This is a genomic window from Microbacterium sp. SSM24, from assembly GCF_025989145.1.
Lineage (GTDB): Bacteria > Actinomycetota > Actinomycetes > Actinomycetales > Microbacteriaceae > Microbacterium.
In genome coordinates, this window is record NZ_JAPDNQ010000001.1 from 2170086 (window position 1) to 2188427 (window position 18342).

Annotated in this window: 16 protein-coding genes; 1 reads left to right on the top strand and 15 read right to left on the bottom strand. The window is 70.6% G+C overall.

From position 1 onward, the window contains the following. Positions 1–102: 102 nt before the first annotated feature. The 11 genes from OL358_RS10090 to OL358_RS10140 form a co-directional block, all read right to left on the bottom strand. Positions 103–1059, bottom strand: coding sequence for an SDR family oxidoreductase (locus OL358_RS10090; protein WP_264709838.1), 957 nt, complete (start codon positions 1057–1059; stop codon positions 103–105). Continuing rightward, on the bottom strand, positions 1056–2048 hold the full coding sequence (locus OL358_RS10095) for a bile acid:sodium symporter family protein (protein WP_264709839.1): 993 nt from the start codon (positions 2046–2048) through the stop codon (positions 1056–1058). Before OL358_RS10095 ends, OL358_RS10090 begins: the two co-directional genes overlap by 4 nt. After that, on the bottom strand, positions 2045–3409 hold the full coding sequence (locus tag OL358_RS10100) for a flavin-containing monooxygenase (RefSeq protein ID WP_264709840.1): 1365 nt from the start codon (positions 3407–3409) through the stop codon (positions 2045–2047). The genes OL358_RS10095 and OL358_RS10100 overlap by 4 nt, the downstream gene beginning before the upstream one ends. Before the next feature lie 106 nt (positions 3410–3515). Further along, positions 3516–4238: a TSUP family transporter gene (locus OL358_RS10105; protein ID WP_264709841.1), complete on the bottom strand. Its 723-nt coding sequence runs from the start codon at positions 4236–4238 to the stop codon at positions 3516–3518. Further along, complete coding sequence (locus OL358_RS10110) at positions 4235–5050, bottom strand: alpha/beta hydrolase (protein WP_264709842.1); 816 nt, start codon at positions 5048–5050, stop codon at positions 4235–4237. Before OL358_RS10110 ends, OL358_RS10105 begins: the two co-directional genes overlap by 4 nt. Positions 5051–5071: 21 nt before the next feature. Further along, positions 5072–6226, bottom strand: coding sequence for a mannitol-1-phosphate 5-dehydrogenase (locus OL358_RS10115; protein WP_264709843.1), 1155 nt, complete (start codon positions 6224–6226; stop codon positions 5072–5074). Then, entirely contained in the window at positions 6226–6663 is a 438-nt protein-coding gene (locus OL358_RS10120) for a PTS sugar transporter subunit IIA (RefSeq protein WP_264709844.1), read from the bottom strand. Before OL358_RS10120 ends, OL358_RS10115 begins: the two co-directional genes overlap by 1 nt. Before the next feature lie 142 nt (positions 6664–6805). After that, a complete protein-coding gene (locus OL358_RS10125; protein ID WP_264709845.1) occupies positions 6806–8368 on the bottom strand; it encodes a PTS mannitol transporter subunit IICB in 1563 nt (520 codons plus the stop codon). Continuing rightward, positions 8365–10038 carry a phosphoenolpyruvate--protein phosphotransferase gene (gene ptsP / locus OL358_RS10130; RefSeq protein ID WP_264709846.1) on the bottom strand — a complete coding sequence of 558 codons (1674 nt, stop codon included), beginning with the start codon at positions 10036–10038 and terminating at the stop codon, positions 8365–8367. Before ptsP ends, OL358_RS10125 begins: the two co-directional genes overlap by 4 nt. Before the next feature lie 4 nt (positions 10039–10042). Further along, complete coding sequence (locus tag OL358_RS10135) at positions 10043–10318, bottom strand: HPr family phosphocarrier protein (RefSeq protein WP_264709847.1); 276 nt, start codon at positions 10316–10318, stop codon at positions 10043–10045. A 19-nt stretch (positions 10319–10337) separates the two neighbouring features. Next, a complete protein-coding gene (locus OL358_RS10140) occupies positions 10338–10712 on the bottom strand; it encodes a PTS sugar transporter subunit IIB (RefSeq protein ID WP_264709848.1) in 375 nt (124 codons plus the stop codon). Positions 10713–10870: 158 nt separating this feature from the next. Between OL358_RS10140 and OL358_RS10145 the strand changes: the two genes are divergently transcribed. Then, complete coding sequence (locus OL358_RS10145; RefSeq protein WP_264709849.1) at positions 10871–12829, top strand: BglG family transcription antiterminator; 1959 nt, start codon at positions 10871–10873, stop codon at positions 12827–12829. Positions 12830–13473: 644 nt separating this feature from the next. On the opposite strand, the gene OL358_RS10150 is transcribed toward OL358_RS10145, so the two are convergent. From OL358_RS10150 to OL358_RS10165, 4 genes are all read right to left on the bottom strand, one after another. Beyond that, positions 13474–14058 carry a GNAT family N-acetyltransferase gene (locus OL358_RS10150; protein WP_264709850.1) on the bottom strand — a complete coding sequence of 195 codons (585 nt, stop codon included), beginning with the start codon at positions 14056–14058 and terminating at the stop codon, positions 13474–13476. Between the two features lie 35 nt (positions 14059–14093). Continuing rightward, entirely contained in the window at positions 14094–15560 is a 1467-nt protein-coding gene (locus tag OL358_RS10155; RefSeq protein ID WP_264709851.1) for an MFS transporter, read from the bottom strand. 136 nt (positions 15561–15696) lie between these two features. Further along, positions 15697–17466: a phospho-sugar mutase gene (locus OL358_RS10160; RefSeq protein ID WP_264709852.1), complete on the bottom strand. Its 1770-nt coding sequence runs from the start codon at positions 17464–17466 to the stop codon at positions 15697–15699. Next, the gene (locus tag OL358_RS10165; RefSeq protein WP_264709853.1) at positions 17463–18296 is read right to left on the bottom strand and encodes a purine-nucleoside phosphorylase; all 834 of its coding nucleotides are present in this window, start codon (positions 18294–18296) and stop codon (positions 17463–17465) included. Before OL358_RS10165 ends, OL358_RS10160 begins: the two co-directional genes overlap by 4 nt. Positions 18297–18342 lie beyond the last annotated feature (46 nt).

Below are 18342 nucleotides of genomic sequence, written 5' to 3' on the forward strand. Positions count from 1 at the left end.
AGGACGATTCCGGTCGATTCGTCCTGTCTCGCGGATTTCTCCTGCGCCGGAGCAGACGACTGCGGTCGGATGCTGCGGCTCAGCGCCGTCGGATGCTGCGGCTCAGCGCCGCGCGACGCCGGGATGCGTCTCGAGGTAGGCCTCGAACGCCTCCGCCGACGTCTTGGCGGGCGTGAACCCGAAGTCGCGTTTGAGGGCCTCGTTCGCGAGGACCGGGCGGTAGCGCAGGAAGCCGACCTGTTCCGGTCCGTGGACGGTGAGGCGCAGCATCCGTCCCATGCGCAGCGCGAAGCCCAGGGCGCCGGGGCGCACCGTGAAGGTCGGCTTGCCCAGGCGCCGTGCGATCTCGTGCACGGTCAGGCGTCCGTCACCGGCGACGTTGTAGATGCCGGCGGGTCCGTCGGTCGCGGCCCGGGCCATCGCCCCGGCGACGTCGTCCGCCCAGACGAACACGAACGGGGAGTCCGATCCGCGGATCGCGAGGATCCGCCTGCCGTTCCACAGCGCGGTGATCTGGTTCTGCACGGTCGGGCCGAGGATGGTGCCGATGCGGAACACCACCTGCTCCAGCTCGGGGTGCTGCCGGCGGATCTCCGCCAGCATCTCCTCGACGAGGCGCTTGTGCTTCGAGTACGGGAACTCGTCGTTGCCGCGCACCGCGTCGGTCTCGCGGAGCCATTCCGGATTGTCGGCGTGGTAGCCGTAGGCCGCGCCCGACGACGACACGACGATCCGCCGGACCCCCGTGGCGACGCACGCGTCGACCACATTGCGCGTGCCGTCGACGTCGACGCGGTACTCGAGATCGTGATCCCGGCCCGGGTTCACGATCGCGGCGAGGTGCACGACCACGTCGATCGCGTGCCGTTCGAGCAGAGGGGCGAGACCGGCGGGCCGGGTGACGTCGCAGTCGTCGTAGACGACTCCCTCGATCGGATGCTCCGGCCGGCGTACGTCGCCGGCGACGACGAGATCCACTCCGGGGTGGGCGACGAGCGCGGCGACGACGGAGGAGCCGAGGAAACCCGCACCGCCGGTGACGAGGACGCGCGCGCTCACCGGGTCGGGTCCTCGGCGATGCCGGGGGTCGCGGCATCCGTCGGGCCGGCGGCGAGCGCGTGCCGGGTCGCATCGCCCTTGGCGGATCCGGTGCAGCGCCGGGTGTGACGCGCCCACAGCGCGGCGACGATGAGCCCGGCGATGATGTCCCAGATGCCCCACCATCCCGCGACGATCGCCATGCCGCCGAGTCCGCCGAAGAACGCGAACACCAGCCCGAGCCCGAGTCCGGCGTTGCGGATGCCGACCTCGAAGGTCATGGCCTTGCGCTCGCGGGTGCCGAGGCCTCCGGCGACGGCGGTGCCGTAGCCGATCGCGAGCGCGACGGCATCGTGGATCGTCACGACGAGGATGATGATGCCGAGGAACGTGACGAAGAACGTCCAGTTGCCGATGAGCGCGGCGAGGATGAACCCCACGAGCGCGAGCAGCGAGAACCACTTGACGAACGGCTGCACCTTGGCCGCGAACGCCGGGAACCTATGGCGGATGAACAGGCCCGCGGCGAACGGCAGGCCGATGATGAGGAAGATGTCGAGCAGCATCGCCCACGCGTTGAGCTCGACGGCCTCGAGGAGCGTCCTCGCGGTCGGGTGGAGCGAGCCCCAGAAGGCCACGCTCAGTGGCAGGGCGAAGATGTAGATCACGTTCGACACCGCGGTCATCGACACCGACAGCGCCACGTTCCCGCCGGAGCGGTGGGTGAGCACCTGGGAGATGTTGCCGGGCGGGCAGCACGCGACGAGGATCATGCCCAGCGCCATCGAGGGCGTCACCGGCAGGATCAGCGTCAGGCAGAAGGTCACGGCCGGCAGCACGACCAGCTGCGCCAGGATCGCGATCACGAACGGCTTGGGCTTGCGCAGGACGACCTTGAAGTCGTCGACGGTCGTGTCCAGCGCGATCCCGAACATGATCAGCCCGAGCACCACGTTCAGGATCACGAGCGTGCCCGGATTGAAGTTGAGGGCGATGTCGTCGGGATTCATGCGGAGACCTTCTTCGTCGAGGGCAGACGACGGGGACGGATGCCGCGCCCCGGCGTCCCGGCATCGCCATCCCGCAGGGCGTCTGTCGCCGCGCGCACGGCGCGTCGGTAGGCGTCCTTGTTCACGTAGTACGACATCCGCTCGAGCCCGAGGTAGTTGTAGCCGCCGGTCAGGTCCGGCCAGGGCTCGGATGTCGCCCGCCGGCGGAACGCCTCGGCGCGCTCGGGGTGTTGAGCGAGCGCGGCCGCGTAGGTCGCGATGAGCTCCGCCTGCTCGTAGCGTCCCTGCCAGCCGATGCCGGACGCCTCGATCATGCCCATGACGTACAGACCGTTGAAGGACGGCGGGAAGACGTTGAGGAACAGCTTCGGGGACCAGCCGGTCCAGTTGAGCGCCTCGCGGGCGACGAACGGGTAGTCCAGCGTGTATCCCGTCGCGAGCAGCACGAGGTCGTACTCGCCGCTCGACCCGTCGCGGAAGTGCACGGTGCGGCCGTCGAACCGATCGATGTCGGGGCGGATCGCGAGATCGCCCTGACCGAGATGGTTGAGGATGAGCGTGTTGACGATCGGATGCGACTCGTAGAGCTTGTAGTCGGGCTTCGGGAAGCCGAACCGCACCGGGTCGCCGGTGAACGCGCGGAGCACCCGCTTGTCGACGAACTGCTTGATGCGCGCGGGGAGGGGGCGTCCCTGGTTGAGCGTGTCGCTGGGCTTGCCGAAGAGGTAGCGCGGCACGAAGTAGTACCCGCGCCGCACGCTCATGTCGACGGACGCGGCGTGATGCACGGCGTCCACGGCGATGTCGCATCCGGAGTTGCCGGCGCCGATGATCAGCACTCGTCTGCCGGTCAGCTGCGTCGCGCTCTTGTACGCGCTCGTGTGCAGGAGCTCACCCGTGAACTCGCCGCGGAAGGCGGGCACGTTCGGCTCGGCGAGCGTGCCGTTGGCGAGGATGACTCCGTCGTACCGCTGCTCGGTCGGCCCGTCGGGTCCGTCGGCGCGCAGCATCCAGGTGCCGTCGTCGTCGCGCGCGAGGGCGGTGACTCCCGTGTCGAAGCGGAAGCGCTCGGTGAGGCCGAAGCGGTCGGCGAAGTCGCGGAAGTAGCGGATCAGCGTGCGGTGACTGGGGTAGTCGGCGGTGGAGTCCATCGGGAACTCGGTGAACTCGGTGGTCGTGCGCGACGAGATGAGGTGCGCGGATTCGTACATCGTCGACCGCGGGTTCTCGATGTCCCACAGGCCCCCGACGCCGCGCGACGCCTCGTAGCCGTCGAACTCGATGCCCGCCTTCTGGAGGGCGCGCGCCGCCGACAGCCCGGACGGACCGGCGCCGATGATGGCATAGCGAGGCTCGCTCATTCGTCTCCCACACGTCGTCGTGGTGGTCTGCGACGCCGACCCCAGCGAAGAAACCCTAAAGGGTTTACCAGGCATTAACCGAAATCCCGAGCGGCGGCGCCCGGCGTCACGTCCAGAGTGCCAGGATGCCGCGCACGAGCACCACCGTCGCACCCGCCCACGCGATGGCCAGCATCGCGATGCGGGCGATGCGCGGCGAGACGTGGCGCGACAGGATCGTCCCGATCAGGATGCCGCCGACCGTGGCCGCGACGAGCAGCCAGAGGTCGGCGACCGGGGATTGGGGGAGCCCTCGCAGGGCGACCGAGACGAAGCTGAACACGGCGAAGATGACCTGGACGCTCGAGGCGAATCGGCGCTGCTCCCATTTGTCGCCGACGGCGTAGGCAGCGAGCGGGGGACCGGAGAGTCCGCTCGCGACGTGCATGAATCCCGCGGCCGAGCCGGCGACGACGGCTCCGGGCCTGCCGCGCAGCGAGGTGGAGAGCGCGGGGATCCACCCCGCGACGAGCGCGAAGTAGGCCATGCCGGCGATGAGCAGGAGCAGCGCAGGCTCGGGGAGCAGCCGCACCAGAAGAGCGCCGAAGGGTGCGGCGATGAGGCCCGGCCAGATGAGCCACCATGCGCGGCGCCACTCGATCCGGCGCCAGACGAGGGGGATGGCCGAGAGTGCCGCGACGAGCGCGAGCAGTACGCCGATCGTCACGCCCTCGACCGGGCCGTACAGCAGCACGACGGGTCCAAGGAGCACGAGCACGAATCCGAGCCCTGTGATGCGCTGGATCACCGCCGCGACGAAGGCGGCGATGATCGCGATGCCGACGATCACTGCGCGGCGAGTTCCTCGGCGAAGCCGAGCAGCAGGGCGGTGAGCGCCTCGTCCATCTGCGCGTCGTCGATGGTCGGGGTGCCGTCGCCCGCCTGCGGCCCGTAGTCACCGAACGATGCGTGGCTCGCGCCCTCGATGACCTGCATGTCGGCGTCGGTGGGGAGGAGTGGGCGGGCGTCGGCGATCTTCTCGGGTGTCGAGAGGCCGTCCTCACTCCCGGCGATGCTGAGCACCGGCAGGCCGGAGTCCGAGAGGTCGTTGGCGCAGTACGAGCCGAAGAGAACGAGGGCGTCGGCGTCGCCGGCGAGCTGGCACGCGCGTACGCCGCCGAGCGAGTGACCCCCGACCGCCCACGTGTCGACCCCGGGAACGAGATCGGTGAAGGCCGACAGCGGCCGCAGGTCGAAGAACGCCAGGTTGAGCCACGGCTTGGTGACCACGACCGCGACGTCGCCCTCGGCGACGAGCCCCGAGAGGTTGTTCGCGTACGCCCATGGATCGACCTTCGCGCCGGGGATGAACACCAGGCCGGTCTCGGGCTCCGTGCCCGCCGGGGTGAGGATGATCGCGCCGGACGTGTCGGTGATCTCGATCGCCGGGTCGGCCTTCACCTCGGCGAGGGGTGCGGGCTCTGCGGCCATCACGCCGACCTGGCTCCAGACGAGGATCCCGACGACGGCGAGCACGACGAGCGCGCCGATCGACCCCAGGATCCACCACAGGACCCGCCGCCCCCGCCGCCGTTTCGGGACGGGGGTGTCCGCGGGGGCTCCGGTTTCGTCGGGCGAGGTCGGAGAGGAGGACGTGGTCACCCCACGAGCGTAGTCGCGCCGTCAGACGCCGATCTCCGCCTGCTGATCCTCGACCGCCGCGACGATGCGGGCGAAGAGTGGATGCTCCGGCTCGAGGCCGGTCACAGACCCGGTGAAGGTCGCGGCATCCTGCTCTCGCAGCATCCGCTGCAGATCGACCGACTGCGGATCCTCAGCGTCGTCGAACGCGAGCGCCGCGCGCATCGCCTCGACCAGCGCGTCCACGCCGAGCCCGCGCTCGGCCGCTTCGGCGGCTGGACCGACGAAGCGCTCGTGCCGGGAGAGCTTGCGCAGCGGCTGGCGGCCCACCCGCCACACCGTGTCGGGAAGGGCGGCGTTGCGGAATCGCCCGAGGATCGTCGACCGGTACTGTGCCAGCTCGGCCGGGTCGAGGCCGTGCTTGGCGGCGAGCAGCGCCGAGGTCTCCTGGAGCGCGGACTCGACGCTCGACGCGATCGCGGGGTCGGCGAGCGCCGCGGCGATCGTATCGACGCCGGCGCGGGCGCCGAAGTACGCGGTCGTCGCGTGTCCCGTGTTCACCGTGAACAGCTTGCGCTCGATGTACGGGGCCAGATCGTCGACGAAGTGTGCACCGGGGATGTTCGGCGGGTCGTCGCCGAACGGCGGGCGCTCGATGGCCCATTCGTAGAACGGCTCGACCGTCACGTCGACCCCGCCGCCCTCCGGCTGCGCCGGGACGATGCGGTCGACCGCGGTGTTCGCGAAGACGGCGTAGGCGCTGACCGCCTCCCAGGCGTCGCCGGCAACGGCGATCATCTCGTCGCGCAGCAGGTCGGTGGCGTTGATCGCGTTCTCGCACGCCATGATCTGCAGCGGCGGCGCCGCCGGGTCGCGGTGCCCGAGGCCGGCGACGATGTGCGGCGCGACGAACTTGAGGATCGTCGGGCCGACCGCGGTCGTGACGACGTTGGCCGTCGCGATCTCGTCCACCACCTGCTGGGCGTTCTCGGCGCTGTTGATCGCCCGGAAGCCGGTCACCACCGTGTCGCGACCGCCCTCGCCGACCTCGTGCACGGTGTAGCTGTCGACGGCGTTGATCGCGTTGACGAGCGGGGCCGCGACATCCGAGAAGACGAGCTCGTAGCCGCCCTCGTGGAGCAGAAGGCCCACGAAGCCGCGCCCGATGTTGCCCGCGCCGAAGTGGACCGCCTTCATCAGACGCCCGCCGCCGAGACCAGCGCGAACAGCTCCTCGGGAGTCTGGGCGGTCTTGAGGCGCCCGACCTCGTCCTCGTCCGAGAAGAGGATCGCGATCTGAGACAGGATCTCGAGGTGCTCGTCGCCCTTGCCTGCGATGCCGACGACGAACGTGACCGGCTCGCCGCCCCAGTCCACGCCGCCGTCGTAGCGCACCACCGACAGCGCCGACTCGAGGATCGCGGCCTTGGTCTCGTTGGTGCCGTGGGGGATCGCCAGCTCGTTGCCCATGTAGGTGGAGACCGTCTGCTCGCGCTGCTGCATGGCGTCGAAGTAGGCGCTCGTCACCGCACCGACGGCCTCGAGGATGTCGGCAGCCTCCTTCATCGCCTCTTCGCGCGTCGCGCTTCCGCTGTGGATGCGGACCTGACCGATGCTCAGTACGTCACGTGCCATGTCGATTGCCTTTCTCAATTCGAGGCCACGGGGTCGGGGGCCTCGCGCCGCCCGACCCCGCAGCTGTCTCAGCGCCTATTCACCTTGTCGCGGGGAATTCCCCGCGAGGCTCGCAGAGCTCGCGGCGGCTGGCGCCGCGCCCCTATTCACCATCCTGGTGCTGGTCGCGGACCAGTTCCACCACCTCGTCGTATCGCGGCGAGTTCATGAAGTTGTCGACCGAGACGTGGATGGAGCCCGGCGTCTGCTGCCGTGCGCGGTCGGTGAGCTGGTTCTGCGTGATGACCAGGTCGGCTGAGCCATCCAGCGCCGAGATCGCCTTGTTGACGACCGTGACGTCCTCGATGCCCGCCTTCTTGATCTTGTTGCGCAGCACGCTCGCGCCCATCGCCGACGAACCCATGCCGGCGTCGCACGCGAACACGATGTTCTTGATGGGGCGCTCGGTCATGACGGCCGGCTCGATTCCTCCGCCTGCGCTCGTCGCTGCCCCGCCACGCAGGTTGGCGAGCGAATCGGACGACTTGCCCTTGGCTGCCTCGGTCTGCGTGATCGCCGCGCCGAAGGCGTCGTCGGTCGCTGCCATGGCCGCGAGGTCGCGTTTGCGAGATGCCCGCAGGATGACCCACGAGACCAGGAACGTCACCGTCGCCGACAGGATCACCGAGAGGATCACCGCGACGTACGAATTGTTCGCGACTTGTGCGAGTACGGCGAAGATGCTTCCCGGCGCAGCAGGCGCTCGCAGCGCGCCGCCCAGGAGCATGTTCGTCGTGACACCGGTCATGCCACCCGCGATGAGGGCCAGGATCAGGATCGGCTTCATGAGGGCGTACGGGAAGTACACCTCGTGGATGCCGCCGAAGAACTGGATCACCGCAGCACCCGGAGCCGAAGCGCGCGCGGCGCCGAGTCCGAAGAAGGTGAACGCGAGCAGCAGACCCACACCGGGGCCGGGGTTCGCCTCGAGCAGGAACAGAATCGACGAGCCCGTCTCGGCGGACTCCTGGATGCCTAGAGGTGTCAGCACGCCGTGGTTGATGGCGTTGTTGAGGAAGAACACCTTCGCGGGCTCGATCACGATGCTGGTGAGAGGCAGCAGGTTGTAGTCGACGAGCCACTGCACCGCGTTCCCGAGCACCTGCATGACACCGTTCACCAGCCACGCGATCGGGTAGAAGCCCACGATCGCCATGACGAAGCCCCAGATGCCGGCGGAGAACATGTTCACCAGCATCTCGAAGCCGGCCCGGATCTTGCCCTCCCACAGGCTGTCGAGCCACTTCATCGTGTAGGCCGCCAGTGGTGCCAGGATCATCGCGCCGATGAACATGTGCACCTGGTTGAGCGGCTTCTCGCCCTCTGCCAGCGCCGCGTTGAAGTTGGCGACGAGGAGGTCGGAACCTGCGATCGCGCCCATCGTCGCGATCACGGCGACGACGCCGCCGCGGACGCCGTAGACGATGTTGCCGCCGGTGTACGCGATCAGAAGCGGCAGCGCGTAGTGGATGAACGGCCCGACGATCGTCGCGAGGTCGGCATTGGGCAGCCAGCCCACGTCGATGAAGAATGCGGTGAAGATGCCCCACGCGATGAGCGCGGGGATGTTCGGCATGATCATGCCGGACAGGAACGTGCCGAAGCGCTGGACTCCGACCCGCGCCTTGCTTCCGCCACTCGTGGCGGGAACTGACGCCGTTGTCATTGCTGTGTCTCCTTCTGTGAGGTCGCGGCCGCCTGGGCCGCTGTTCGGGCGGATGCCGCGTCGTTCGCGGCGAGGGCAGCCTGGGCGATCTCTCGCGCGTCGTCGAGGCTGTGCTGGAGGAGCGTCGCCCGCACGTCGGCGAGCGCCGTGGGGGCCATCGAGAGACTCGTGGCGCCGAGGCCCACGAGCACGACCGCGAGGAGGGGGTCGGCTGCCGCCTCACCGCAGATGCCCACGGGCTTGCGGTTGGTGCGGCCGGCGTCACCGACCTCGCGGATGAGGCGCAGCACCGCGGGGTGCCACGGATCCTGGAACGAGGCCACCGAGCCGAGCAGCCGGTCGGCGGCCATCGTGTACTGCGTCAGGTCGTTCGTGCCGATCGACGCGAAGTCGGCGTAGGCGAGGATCCGGTCGGCCAGAAGAGCGGAGGACGGAACCTCGACCATCACGCCGGCGGTCTTGATGCCGTAGTCGCGGGCGAGGTCGGTGAAGTAGGTCGATTCCTCGACGGTGGCGACCATCGGGGCCATGACCCAGAGATCGGCATCGGTGGCGGCATCCGCTTCGGCCAGCGCGGTCAGCTGCTCGCGCAGGATGTCCTCGCTCGCGCGGAGGGCGCGGATGCCCCGGAGCCCGAGCGCGGGGTTCTCCTCGTGCGCATCGTTGAGGAACGCGAGCGGCTTGTCGGCGCCCGCGTCGAGCACGCGCACGACGACCTTCTTGCCGGGGAATGCCGCCAGGAGCTTCGTGTACGACTCGCGCTGCTGCTCGACCGTGGGCGCCTGGCTCGCGCTCAGGAACAGGAACTCGGTGCGGAACAGGCCCACGCCTTCGGCGCCGAGCGCCACCGCATCCGCTGCGCCGTCGGGATTGCCGAGGTTCGCCAGCAGCGGGATCGGCGTGCCGTCGGCAAGCGCGCCGTCCGTGATCGGGGCCGTAGCCGCCGCGGCCCGGTCGGCCGCGCGGTTGTGCGCCCGCTCCAGCTCGTCAGGGGTCGGCTCGGTCGTCACGACGCCGGCCGCCGCATCCACGATCACCGTCTCGCCGTCTCGAAGGCCGGTCGCGGCGACTGCGCCCACCACGGCGACGATCGACTTCTCGCGAGCGAGGATCGCCGTGTGCGAGGTCGGGCCGCCGTCGGTCGTCACGAGCGCCAGGACCTTGTCGAGGTCGAGGAGTGCGGTGTCGGCGGGCGCGAGGTCCTTCGCGACGAGCACGAACGGATGCCCCGGATCGGGCACGCCCGGAGCCGGAACGCCGCGCAGCCGCGCGATCACCCGCTGGGCCACGTCGTCGAGGTCTGCGGCGCGCTCGCCGAGGTATCCGCCGATCGCGGTCAGCTGGTCGCGGAACGACGCGAACGCGTCGAACACCGCGAACTCGCCGGTCTTGCCCTGGGCGAGGCGCGCGTTCACCTCGTCGGCGAGACTCGGGTCCTCGGCCATCATGGCCTGCGCCTCGAGCACGTCCTGCGCCGCGCCGCCCGCCTCGGCACCGCGGGCCTCCAGCTCGCGGGCGACGGCGGCCACGGCATCCGACACCCGCGTCTTCTCTTCGTCGGCGCTCAGCGTGCTCGGCGCATCGCTCGGCGCGGGCAGCGGCTCGGACATGCGGGCGACCGGACCCTGGGCGACACCCAGGCCGATCCCCACTCCACGCAGTTCGGTCATCGGCTCACTCCGCGTCGTGGTCGGTCGTCAGCAGCTCGGCGAGGGTGTCGAGCACCGACTCGGCGCCGTCGCCGTCGGCCGTGAGGGTGACGTAGTCGCCCTGCTCCACGCCCAGCGCGATCACACCGAGGATGCTCGCCGCGTTGACCGGCGCGCCCGAGTCCTTCGCGACAGTCACCGGGATGCCGGAGTCCTTCGCGGCCTGCGCGAACAGCTTCGCCGGACGGGCGTGCAGTCCGTGCGAGGAGCCGATCCGGACGGTGCGTGAGATGGGTGGCATGGGGGTGACCTCTCTGTCGTCAGTCGCTGGTGTGGATCGTGTCTGCGGGGGAGGCGTGCGTGCCGCCCGCGGTCGAGGCCGGCCCCCCGGAGGCCGCGACCGCGTCTCGGACGAGTGCGAGCGTCCGTGTGCCGTCTTTGTCCGCGAAGACGTCGGGCGGCAGCAGCACCACCGTCGTCCCGCGTGCGGCGGCATCCCGTTCGATGCGCTCGAGCGCGTGAACGAGATGAGGCCCCACGAGGACGACGTCGGCGGCATCGAGATCGATCGGAAGCGACTGCTCGGTGCCGGCGAAGGCGGTGTAGGCGAGTCCCTGGTCATGGGCCGCGTGGCGCACGCGCTGGGCGACGAAGGTGCTCGACGCACCCGCTCCGCAGACCACCAGGATCCTCATCGATCCGCCTCCATGGGCCCATTCTTGTGAAAACGCTGGGAGCGGACAACCAGGCCTTCTTCCGCAGGGGGCGGAAAGCGTCACCGGTGCACAATCGCGCCGAACGACGCCCCCACCGGTGCCCGCGTGGTTGACTGGGCGCACCCCCGGCGGCGGCGATGCCGATCGCGAAGCGAAGGAATCTCGTGACCAGAGCGCGACAGGACAGGCTGATCGGCCTGCTCGTGCGAGACGGGGACTGGGCGACCGCCGCGACCCTCGCCGATGCCGTCGGAGTGACCCCGCGCAGCATCCGCTCGTACGTGACGGCGGTCAACGCGCGGGTCGCACCGGGTGTCGCGATCGAGTCCGGCCCGCTGGGCTACCGGGCAGGGTCCGAGGCCGCTGCGGCGCTGCGGACGGCGGGGACGGATGCCGGCACCCCCCGGGATCGGCTGCACACCCTCGTCCGCGCCCTCCTCGACGCGCCCGACGGCATCGACGTGTTCGAGTTCGCGGAACGGCTCCACGTCAGTCCCGCGACGCTGGACGCGGATCTCGCCCGCGTGCGCGGACTGCTCGGCGGTACGGAGCTGACGCTCGAGCGCTCCTCCTCCACCGCGCGCCTGCGCGGCACCGAGATGGCCCAGCGACGCCTGCTCAGCCGGCTCGCGCACGACGAGATGGACGCGGGGTCGTTCGACCTCGCCGCACTCCGGCGCACGCTCGGCGAGGACTCGGTCGGCGCCGCGGCGTTCGGCCCCTTCAAGTCCGACCTCGTCACGGAACTCGGATCGATGGGGTACTTCGTCAACGAGATCGGCATCGCGGACGTAGTGATGCACATCGCGATCGCCGCCGACCGGGTGGCCCAGGACCGTGCCCTCGAGAGCGGCGCCACCGACGCGCGTCCGGCCCAGCAGGAGATCGCCGCGCTGCTCGACCGCCTCGCGCGCCGCGATCTCGGCGTGGACCTCGGGGCCGGAGACCTCCAGCACCTCGCGACCCTCGTCCTCACCCGCGTGGTCGCCCCCGGCGACGAGGCCCCGGCCGACCAGGCGCGGGCACGACTCGACCCCGAGATCGAGGCCGCCGTCCGCGACGTGGTGGGCACGGCATCCGCGGAGTTCCTCGTCGACATCGCGCACGAGGACTTCATCCTGCGCCTCGCGCTGCACGTGCAGAATCTTCAGCACCGGGCGCGCGAGCAGGCGTGGTCGCGCAATCCGCTGACGCGCTCGCTCAAGTCGACGTACCCGATGATCTTCGAGGTCGCCGTGTTCGTCGCGAGCCGCCTGCAGGAGCGCCTGGGCATCCCGCTGCCCGACGACGAGATCGCGTACATCGCCATGCACGTCGGGGGGCGACTCGAACGCAGCCGCCGAGCCGATCACCTGCTCACGGCGACGATCGTGTGCCCGGGCTACTACGACCTGCACGAGCTGCTGCGATCGAGCGTCGACCGCTCGCTCGGTCAGGCGATCGAGGTCGTCGGCGTCGAGACGCGGGTCGACCCCGACTGGGCGTCCATCGACACCGACCTCGTGCTGACGACGATCGACCCGGTCACGCCCGCCGACCGCATCGTGAAGATCCAGCCGTTCCTCACCGATGCCGACATCGAGCGTGTGCAGGCGGCGGCGGGCCGCATCCGTCGCAGCCGGCGGCTGGCCCGCCTGCGCGAGGAGCTGGAGCGCTACTTCGCACCGTCCGCGTTCGTGCGCGGGCTCGAGGCCGCGGCTTCGGCCGGCGAGGAGGGCGTGATCCGCATGCTCGGCGCGGCGCTCATCGCGCAGGGCGTCATCGACGAGGACTACGTGGCGCGCGCGATCGAGCGCGAGGCGCTGTCGTCGACGGCGTTCACCGATGCGCTCGCCGTGCCCCACGCGATCGGGATGACGGCGACCCGCACCTCGATCGCGATCGGCATCGCCGACCCCGCCATCGCGTGGGGCGACGGTCGCGTGCAGGTGGTCGCGCTCGTCGCCTTCTCCGAGACCGACCGCGAAGCCTTCCAGACCGTGTTCGAGCAGTTCGTCGAGGTCTTCTCCGAGCGGGACAGCGTGCAGCGGATCGTCCGCCGCGCGACGGACTTCGGCGGCTTCCTCGACGAGCTCGTCGCCGTGATCGACGGCTGAGCCGCGGCATCCGCTCGGTCCTTCGGTGGTGTGCGCGGCTCCGCACGGCAGGGCGGCTTCGCACGGCAGGGCGGCTTGGCACGGCAGGGCGGCTTCGCACGGCAGGAGAACTCCGCTGTGCAGGAGGATTCTCACGAGATCGTCCTGGGTGGCGGATTCTTCCTGCGTACGGGACGGGCACGCTCCCCGCGCCCGGGCGAGGGGATGGATGCCGGAATCAGGGGGCCCCGCCGTGATCAGGATCGTTGGTCGCGAATCGTCCTGTCCTCGGCGGCTCTCTTGATCAGGGAAGGCCAGGCAGGGGAAGCCATCGACCGCTGAGCCGCGGCATCCGCTCGGTCCTTGGGTGGAGTGCGCGGCTTCGCACGGCAGGACAACTCCGCTGTGCAGGAGGATTCTCACGAGATCGTCCTGGGTGGCGGATTCTTCCTGCGTACGGGACGGGCGTGTTCCCCGCGGCCGTGCGAGGGGATGGATGCCGGATGCCGCGGCCGGGCAAGATGCCGGATGCGGGTGCCGGATGCCGCGGCCGGGCAAGATGCCGGATGCCGGATGCCGGATGGGGCATGCCGGATGCGGATGCCGGACGCGGCGGCCGGGCATACCCGGACGCGGCGGCCGGGGCGGACACGGCGGCGGCGTGCTCAGGCGCGGCGGAGGCGTTCCTCGAGGCCGAGGCGCACGGCCGGCCACTCGGCCGGGAGGATCGAGAACACGACCGTGTCGCGGAGGGTGCCGTCGGGGCCGAGGCGGTGGTTGCGCAGCACGCCGTCCTGTTTGGCGCCGAGCCGGGCGATCGCCGCGCGCGACTGCCGGTTGTGCCAATGGGTGCGGAACTCGACCGCGATCGCGTCGCAGACCTCGAACGCGTGCGTGAGCAGGAGGAGCTTCGCGGCCGTGTTCACGGCGGTGCGCTGGGCCCCGACCCCCAGCCAGGTGTGGCCGATCTCGACGTGACGGTTGGGCTGGTCGATGTTGCAGAACGTCGTCTCGCCGACCACGCGATCGGTGTCGAGGCGGCGCACGACCCACGCGTTCATGTGGCCCTCGGCCTGCCAGGCCAGTCGCTGGGCGACGTCGGGTGCGGCATCCGCCGGCGACGGCACCGATGTGTACCAGGCGTGTTCCAGGCCCACGGCCGCGGTCGCGAGATCCTCAGCGTGCTCGTGCCGCAGCGGCTCGAGCCGGACGTGGGCGTTCTCGAGGGTCACGGGCTGCGTGAGGAGCATGCCCCGAGCCTAGAGCGAGCCGGTGCCGCGCTGCGTCAGGCCTCCTTGTGCATCGCCTGCGCGACGGCGGCGGCTCCCGCCCCCGGATCCCGCTCGGCGACCTGCGCGGCCTGGCGTGCGGCGGCGATCGCGCGCTGCCCGGCAGGCAGCCACACCGCCAGTCCGACGACCACGAACGTCAGGATGCCGGCTGCCACCAGCAGCAGCTCGATCGGCACGGCGTCGGCGAGGGGACCGAACACCACCATGCCGAGCGGCATGGCGAGCGCCATCACGATGCCGACGAACCCGAAGACGCGCCCCTGGCGCTCGGGCTCGACGGTCTCCTGGAGGAGGGTCATCGACGGGGTGGAGAAGAACGGCACCGCAAGTCCGACGAGGAACATGAAGCCGAAGAACACCCAGATGCTCGACGACAGGCCGAGCCCGATCGACAGGGCGCCGAAGGCGAGCGAGGAGACGACGATGAGGCCGATGCGACTGCGCTTGGCGAACAGCGAGGCCACGAGGATGCCGCCCAGCATCATTCCGACGCTGAACGCGATCTCGAGCACGGCGAGGTTGACGACGTTCTGCGTCTCGCCGGCGGGGAACGTGCGCACGAGCATGAGCGGCGTGAGGTTGGACGGAGCGACGGTGAGCACGAAGATGATCGCGAAGACGACCAGCAGCCAGCGCACGAACGCATGGTGGGCGATGTAGCGCACGCCGTCGACGAGGTCGGCGAAGTACCCGGTCTCGACGTCGGAGGCGCGCCGGACCGCGCGCACGGGGATGAGGGCGAGGATGCCGATGCCGAGCACCGCGGTCACGACGTCGATGAAGAGGATCGGGATGAGCGAGGCCGCGCTGCCGCCCCACGTCGCCGCCGCCCACGCGTAGATGCCGCCCGCCGCCGCCGGCGCGAGGAGCATCATCGCCGACTGGATGGACCCGTTCACGCCGTTCACCCTGATGAGGTTGCGAGTGGGGACGATCTGCGGGATCAGCGCGGAGACCGCGGGCATCTGGATGCCGGCGCCCGCCGAGCGGATGGCCATCACGGCGAACAGCAGCCAGACGGCGTCGAACCCGGACATCATGATCACCGCGAGGGCGAGCGTCGAGAGAGCGATCGCGGCATCCGCACCGATGATCAGGAACTTGCGGTTGTGGCGGTCGGCCCACACGCCGCCGAAGATCGACACGATCGCCTGCGGCAGGAAGCCGAACAGCGCGGCGAGCATCATATAGACGCCTGACCGGTACTCGATCGTGAGGTACCACAGCACGGCGTACTGCACGAGCATCGAGCCGAAGAGGCTCACCGTCTGGCCGCTCAGGAACAGCACCGTGTTGCGCAGCCAGTGCGTCGGATCGGCCGACGCGTCCGGCGCGGATTCGCCCGCACCGGGCGCCGGGTCGACCGAGCCCGCGACCGTTGCGGCGGTCAGCGGCCCGTCGGCAGGGGGAGCGGATGCCTCGACCGCCGGCTCTCGTTCGTCGCCCTGCCCGCCGGTCATCGTCTGCTCCTCATCGTGCCGAAACGTCCTGCTCGCGACTCGCGGCGTCCCTCGAGAGGATCACGATATATCGCGTGGTGACTCTAGCACGGGCCTCCGACACGACTCCGGCCGGGCAACGGCGCTGCGGCCCGGGTCAGCCGATCGCGTCGAGCAGCTCCCGTGCCCCGGCCGACAGCCGCGCGATACGCTCGGCCGCATCGGGCGACGACTCGCCCCGCACGTCGAGGTAGAGCTTGAGCTTCGGCTCGGTGCCGCTCGGGCGCACGATGACGCGCGAGCCGTCGACCAGCCAGATGCGGAGCACGTCTCCCGGGGGCAGGTCGTCCACGCCCTCCAGCAGGTCGTCGATCCGCTCTACCGCGACATCCCCGATGGCTGACGGATGCTGCGCCCGCAGCGCCGCCATGATCCGCGCGATCGTCGACACGTCGTCCACGCGCACCGAGATCTGATCGCTCGCGAACGCGCCGAAGGTGTCGTCGAACTCCTCGAGCAGATCCGACAGCGAGGCGCCTCGGCCACGCGCCTCGGCGACCATTCCGAGCATCGCCACCGCGGCGGAGATCCCGTCCTTGTCGCGCACGGTCTCGGGGTTCACGAGGTAGCCGAGGGCCTCCTCGAAGCCGAAGACGATCCCCGGCGCCCGCGAGATCCACTTGAAGCCGGTCAGCGTCGAGTGGAAGTCGAGCCCGTAGTGCTCGGCGACCGTCTGGAGCCCGGGGGACGACACCAGCGAGCACGCGAGCGACGCGCCATCGGTCAGCCCGGCCTCGGCCGCCTGGCGTGCCGCGCGCCAGCCGAGGAGCAGGCCGATCTGGTTGCCGGAGAGCCGGCGCCAGCCGCCCTCCGCCGCATCGTCGGGCACGGCGACGGCCAGGCGGTCCGCGTCGGGATCGTTCGCGATGATGAGCTCGGCGTGCGCCTCGCGTGCGCGCTCGAACGCGAGGTCCATCGCGCCCGGCTCCTCCGGGTTCGGGAACGACACGGTCGGGAAGGCGCCGTCGGGCTCCAGCTGCGCCGTGACGGGCACGGGCGCGGGGTAGCCCGCGGCATCGACGATGCGCGAGAACGTCTCCCAGCCGACCCCGTGCATGGCCGTGTACACCCAGGTCAGGCCCTGCGCGCCGGCGGGCGCGGGGGCGACGGCGGCCGTCGCCGCGACGTACTCGTCGACGATCGTCTCGCCGGCCACCTCGTACCCGAGCGACCGGGGGAGCGCGGCGATGTCGCCGGCCGCGGCGACGCGCTCGATGTGCGCGGCGATCTCGGCGTCGGCCGGCGCGACGATCTGCGATCCCTCGTTCGCGCCGCCGAGGTACACCTTGTAGCCGTTGTCGTTCGGCGGGTTGTGGCTCGCCGTCACCATGACGCCCGCCGCCGCGCCGAGGCGGCGCACCGCGAAGGCGAGCACGGGCGTCGGCAGCAGACGGGGAAGGAGAATCACCCGAAGACCCGCCCCGGCGAAGATCTCGGCGGAGTCCTTCGCGAAGACCTTCGAGTTGCGACGGCCGTCGTAGCCCACGACGACGGCCGGTGCTGCGGCATCCGATCCGTCCGCCGACTTCTCGAGGACGTATGCCGCCAATCCTGCCGCCGCCTGCGCCACCAGCACGCGGTTCATGCGGTTGCTGCCGGCGCCGAGCTCGCCGCGAAGGCCGGCGGTTCCGAAGGCCAGTCGCGCGGCGAACCGGTCGCCGAGATCGACGGATGCCGCGGCGTCACCGCTCTCGGCGGCATCGATCAGCGCACTCAGCTCGGCTCGGGTCTCGGAATCGGGGTCCTGTGCGAGCCACGCGCGGGCGCGGTCGAGAACGGATGCCTCGTCCCGCGCGCCGACCGGCGTCGCGTCGGGTGCGGGGTCCTGTGCGTCCGGCGAGGGCGCAGGGACCGCACCGCCGCTCACAGGGCGCCGATCACACGGGCCAGCAGCGACGAGATCACCGGCTCGGCTTCGCGACCGGCGTCGATCACCTCCTGGTGGCTGAGCGGGGTCGTCTGGATGCCGGCGGCCATGTTGGTGATGAGCGAGAAGCCGAGGATCTCCATGCCCGCCTGGCGTGCCGCGATCGCCTCGAGGGCGGTCGACATGCCGACGATGTGCCCGCCGATCGTCTTCGCCATGTGCACCTCCGCGGGCGTCTCGTACTGAGGTCCGCGGAACTGGCAGTACACGCCCTCATCGAGCGACGGGTCGACCGTGCGGGCGAGGTCGCGCAGGCGCATCGAGTAGAGGTCGGTGAGATCGATGAAGGTCGCGCCTTCGAGCGGCGAGTCGCCAGTGAGGTTGATGTGGTCGCTGATCAGCACCGGCGTCCCGGGCTTCCAGGTGTGCTTGATGCCGCCGGCGCCGTTGGTCAGCACCATCGTGCGCACGCCGGAGGCGGCCGCCGTGCGCACGCTGTGCACGACCCGTCGCACGCCGTGCCCTTCGTAGTAGTGGGTGCGCGCGCCGATGACGAGCACTCGTCGTCCCTTCGGCGTCAGCACGCTGCGCAGGGTGCCGACGTGACCCTCGAGTGCCGGCTTCGAGAAGCCGGTGACCTCGGTCGCCGGGAACGTCGCGGTGGTCTCGCCGATGAGCTCCGCCGCCTTCCCCCAGCCGCTGCCGAGCGTGAGTGCGATGTCGTGCCGCTCGACGCCGGTGAGGCGTGCGATGTCGTCCGCGGCCGCGGCCGCGACCTCGAACGGATCGGTCGCCGGGTCGTCGAGGGGGTTGTCGAAGGTGTCTGACATGCCCACCACTCTAGGAACGGGCGGGGTCGAGGGCCAGCACGATCCG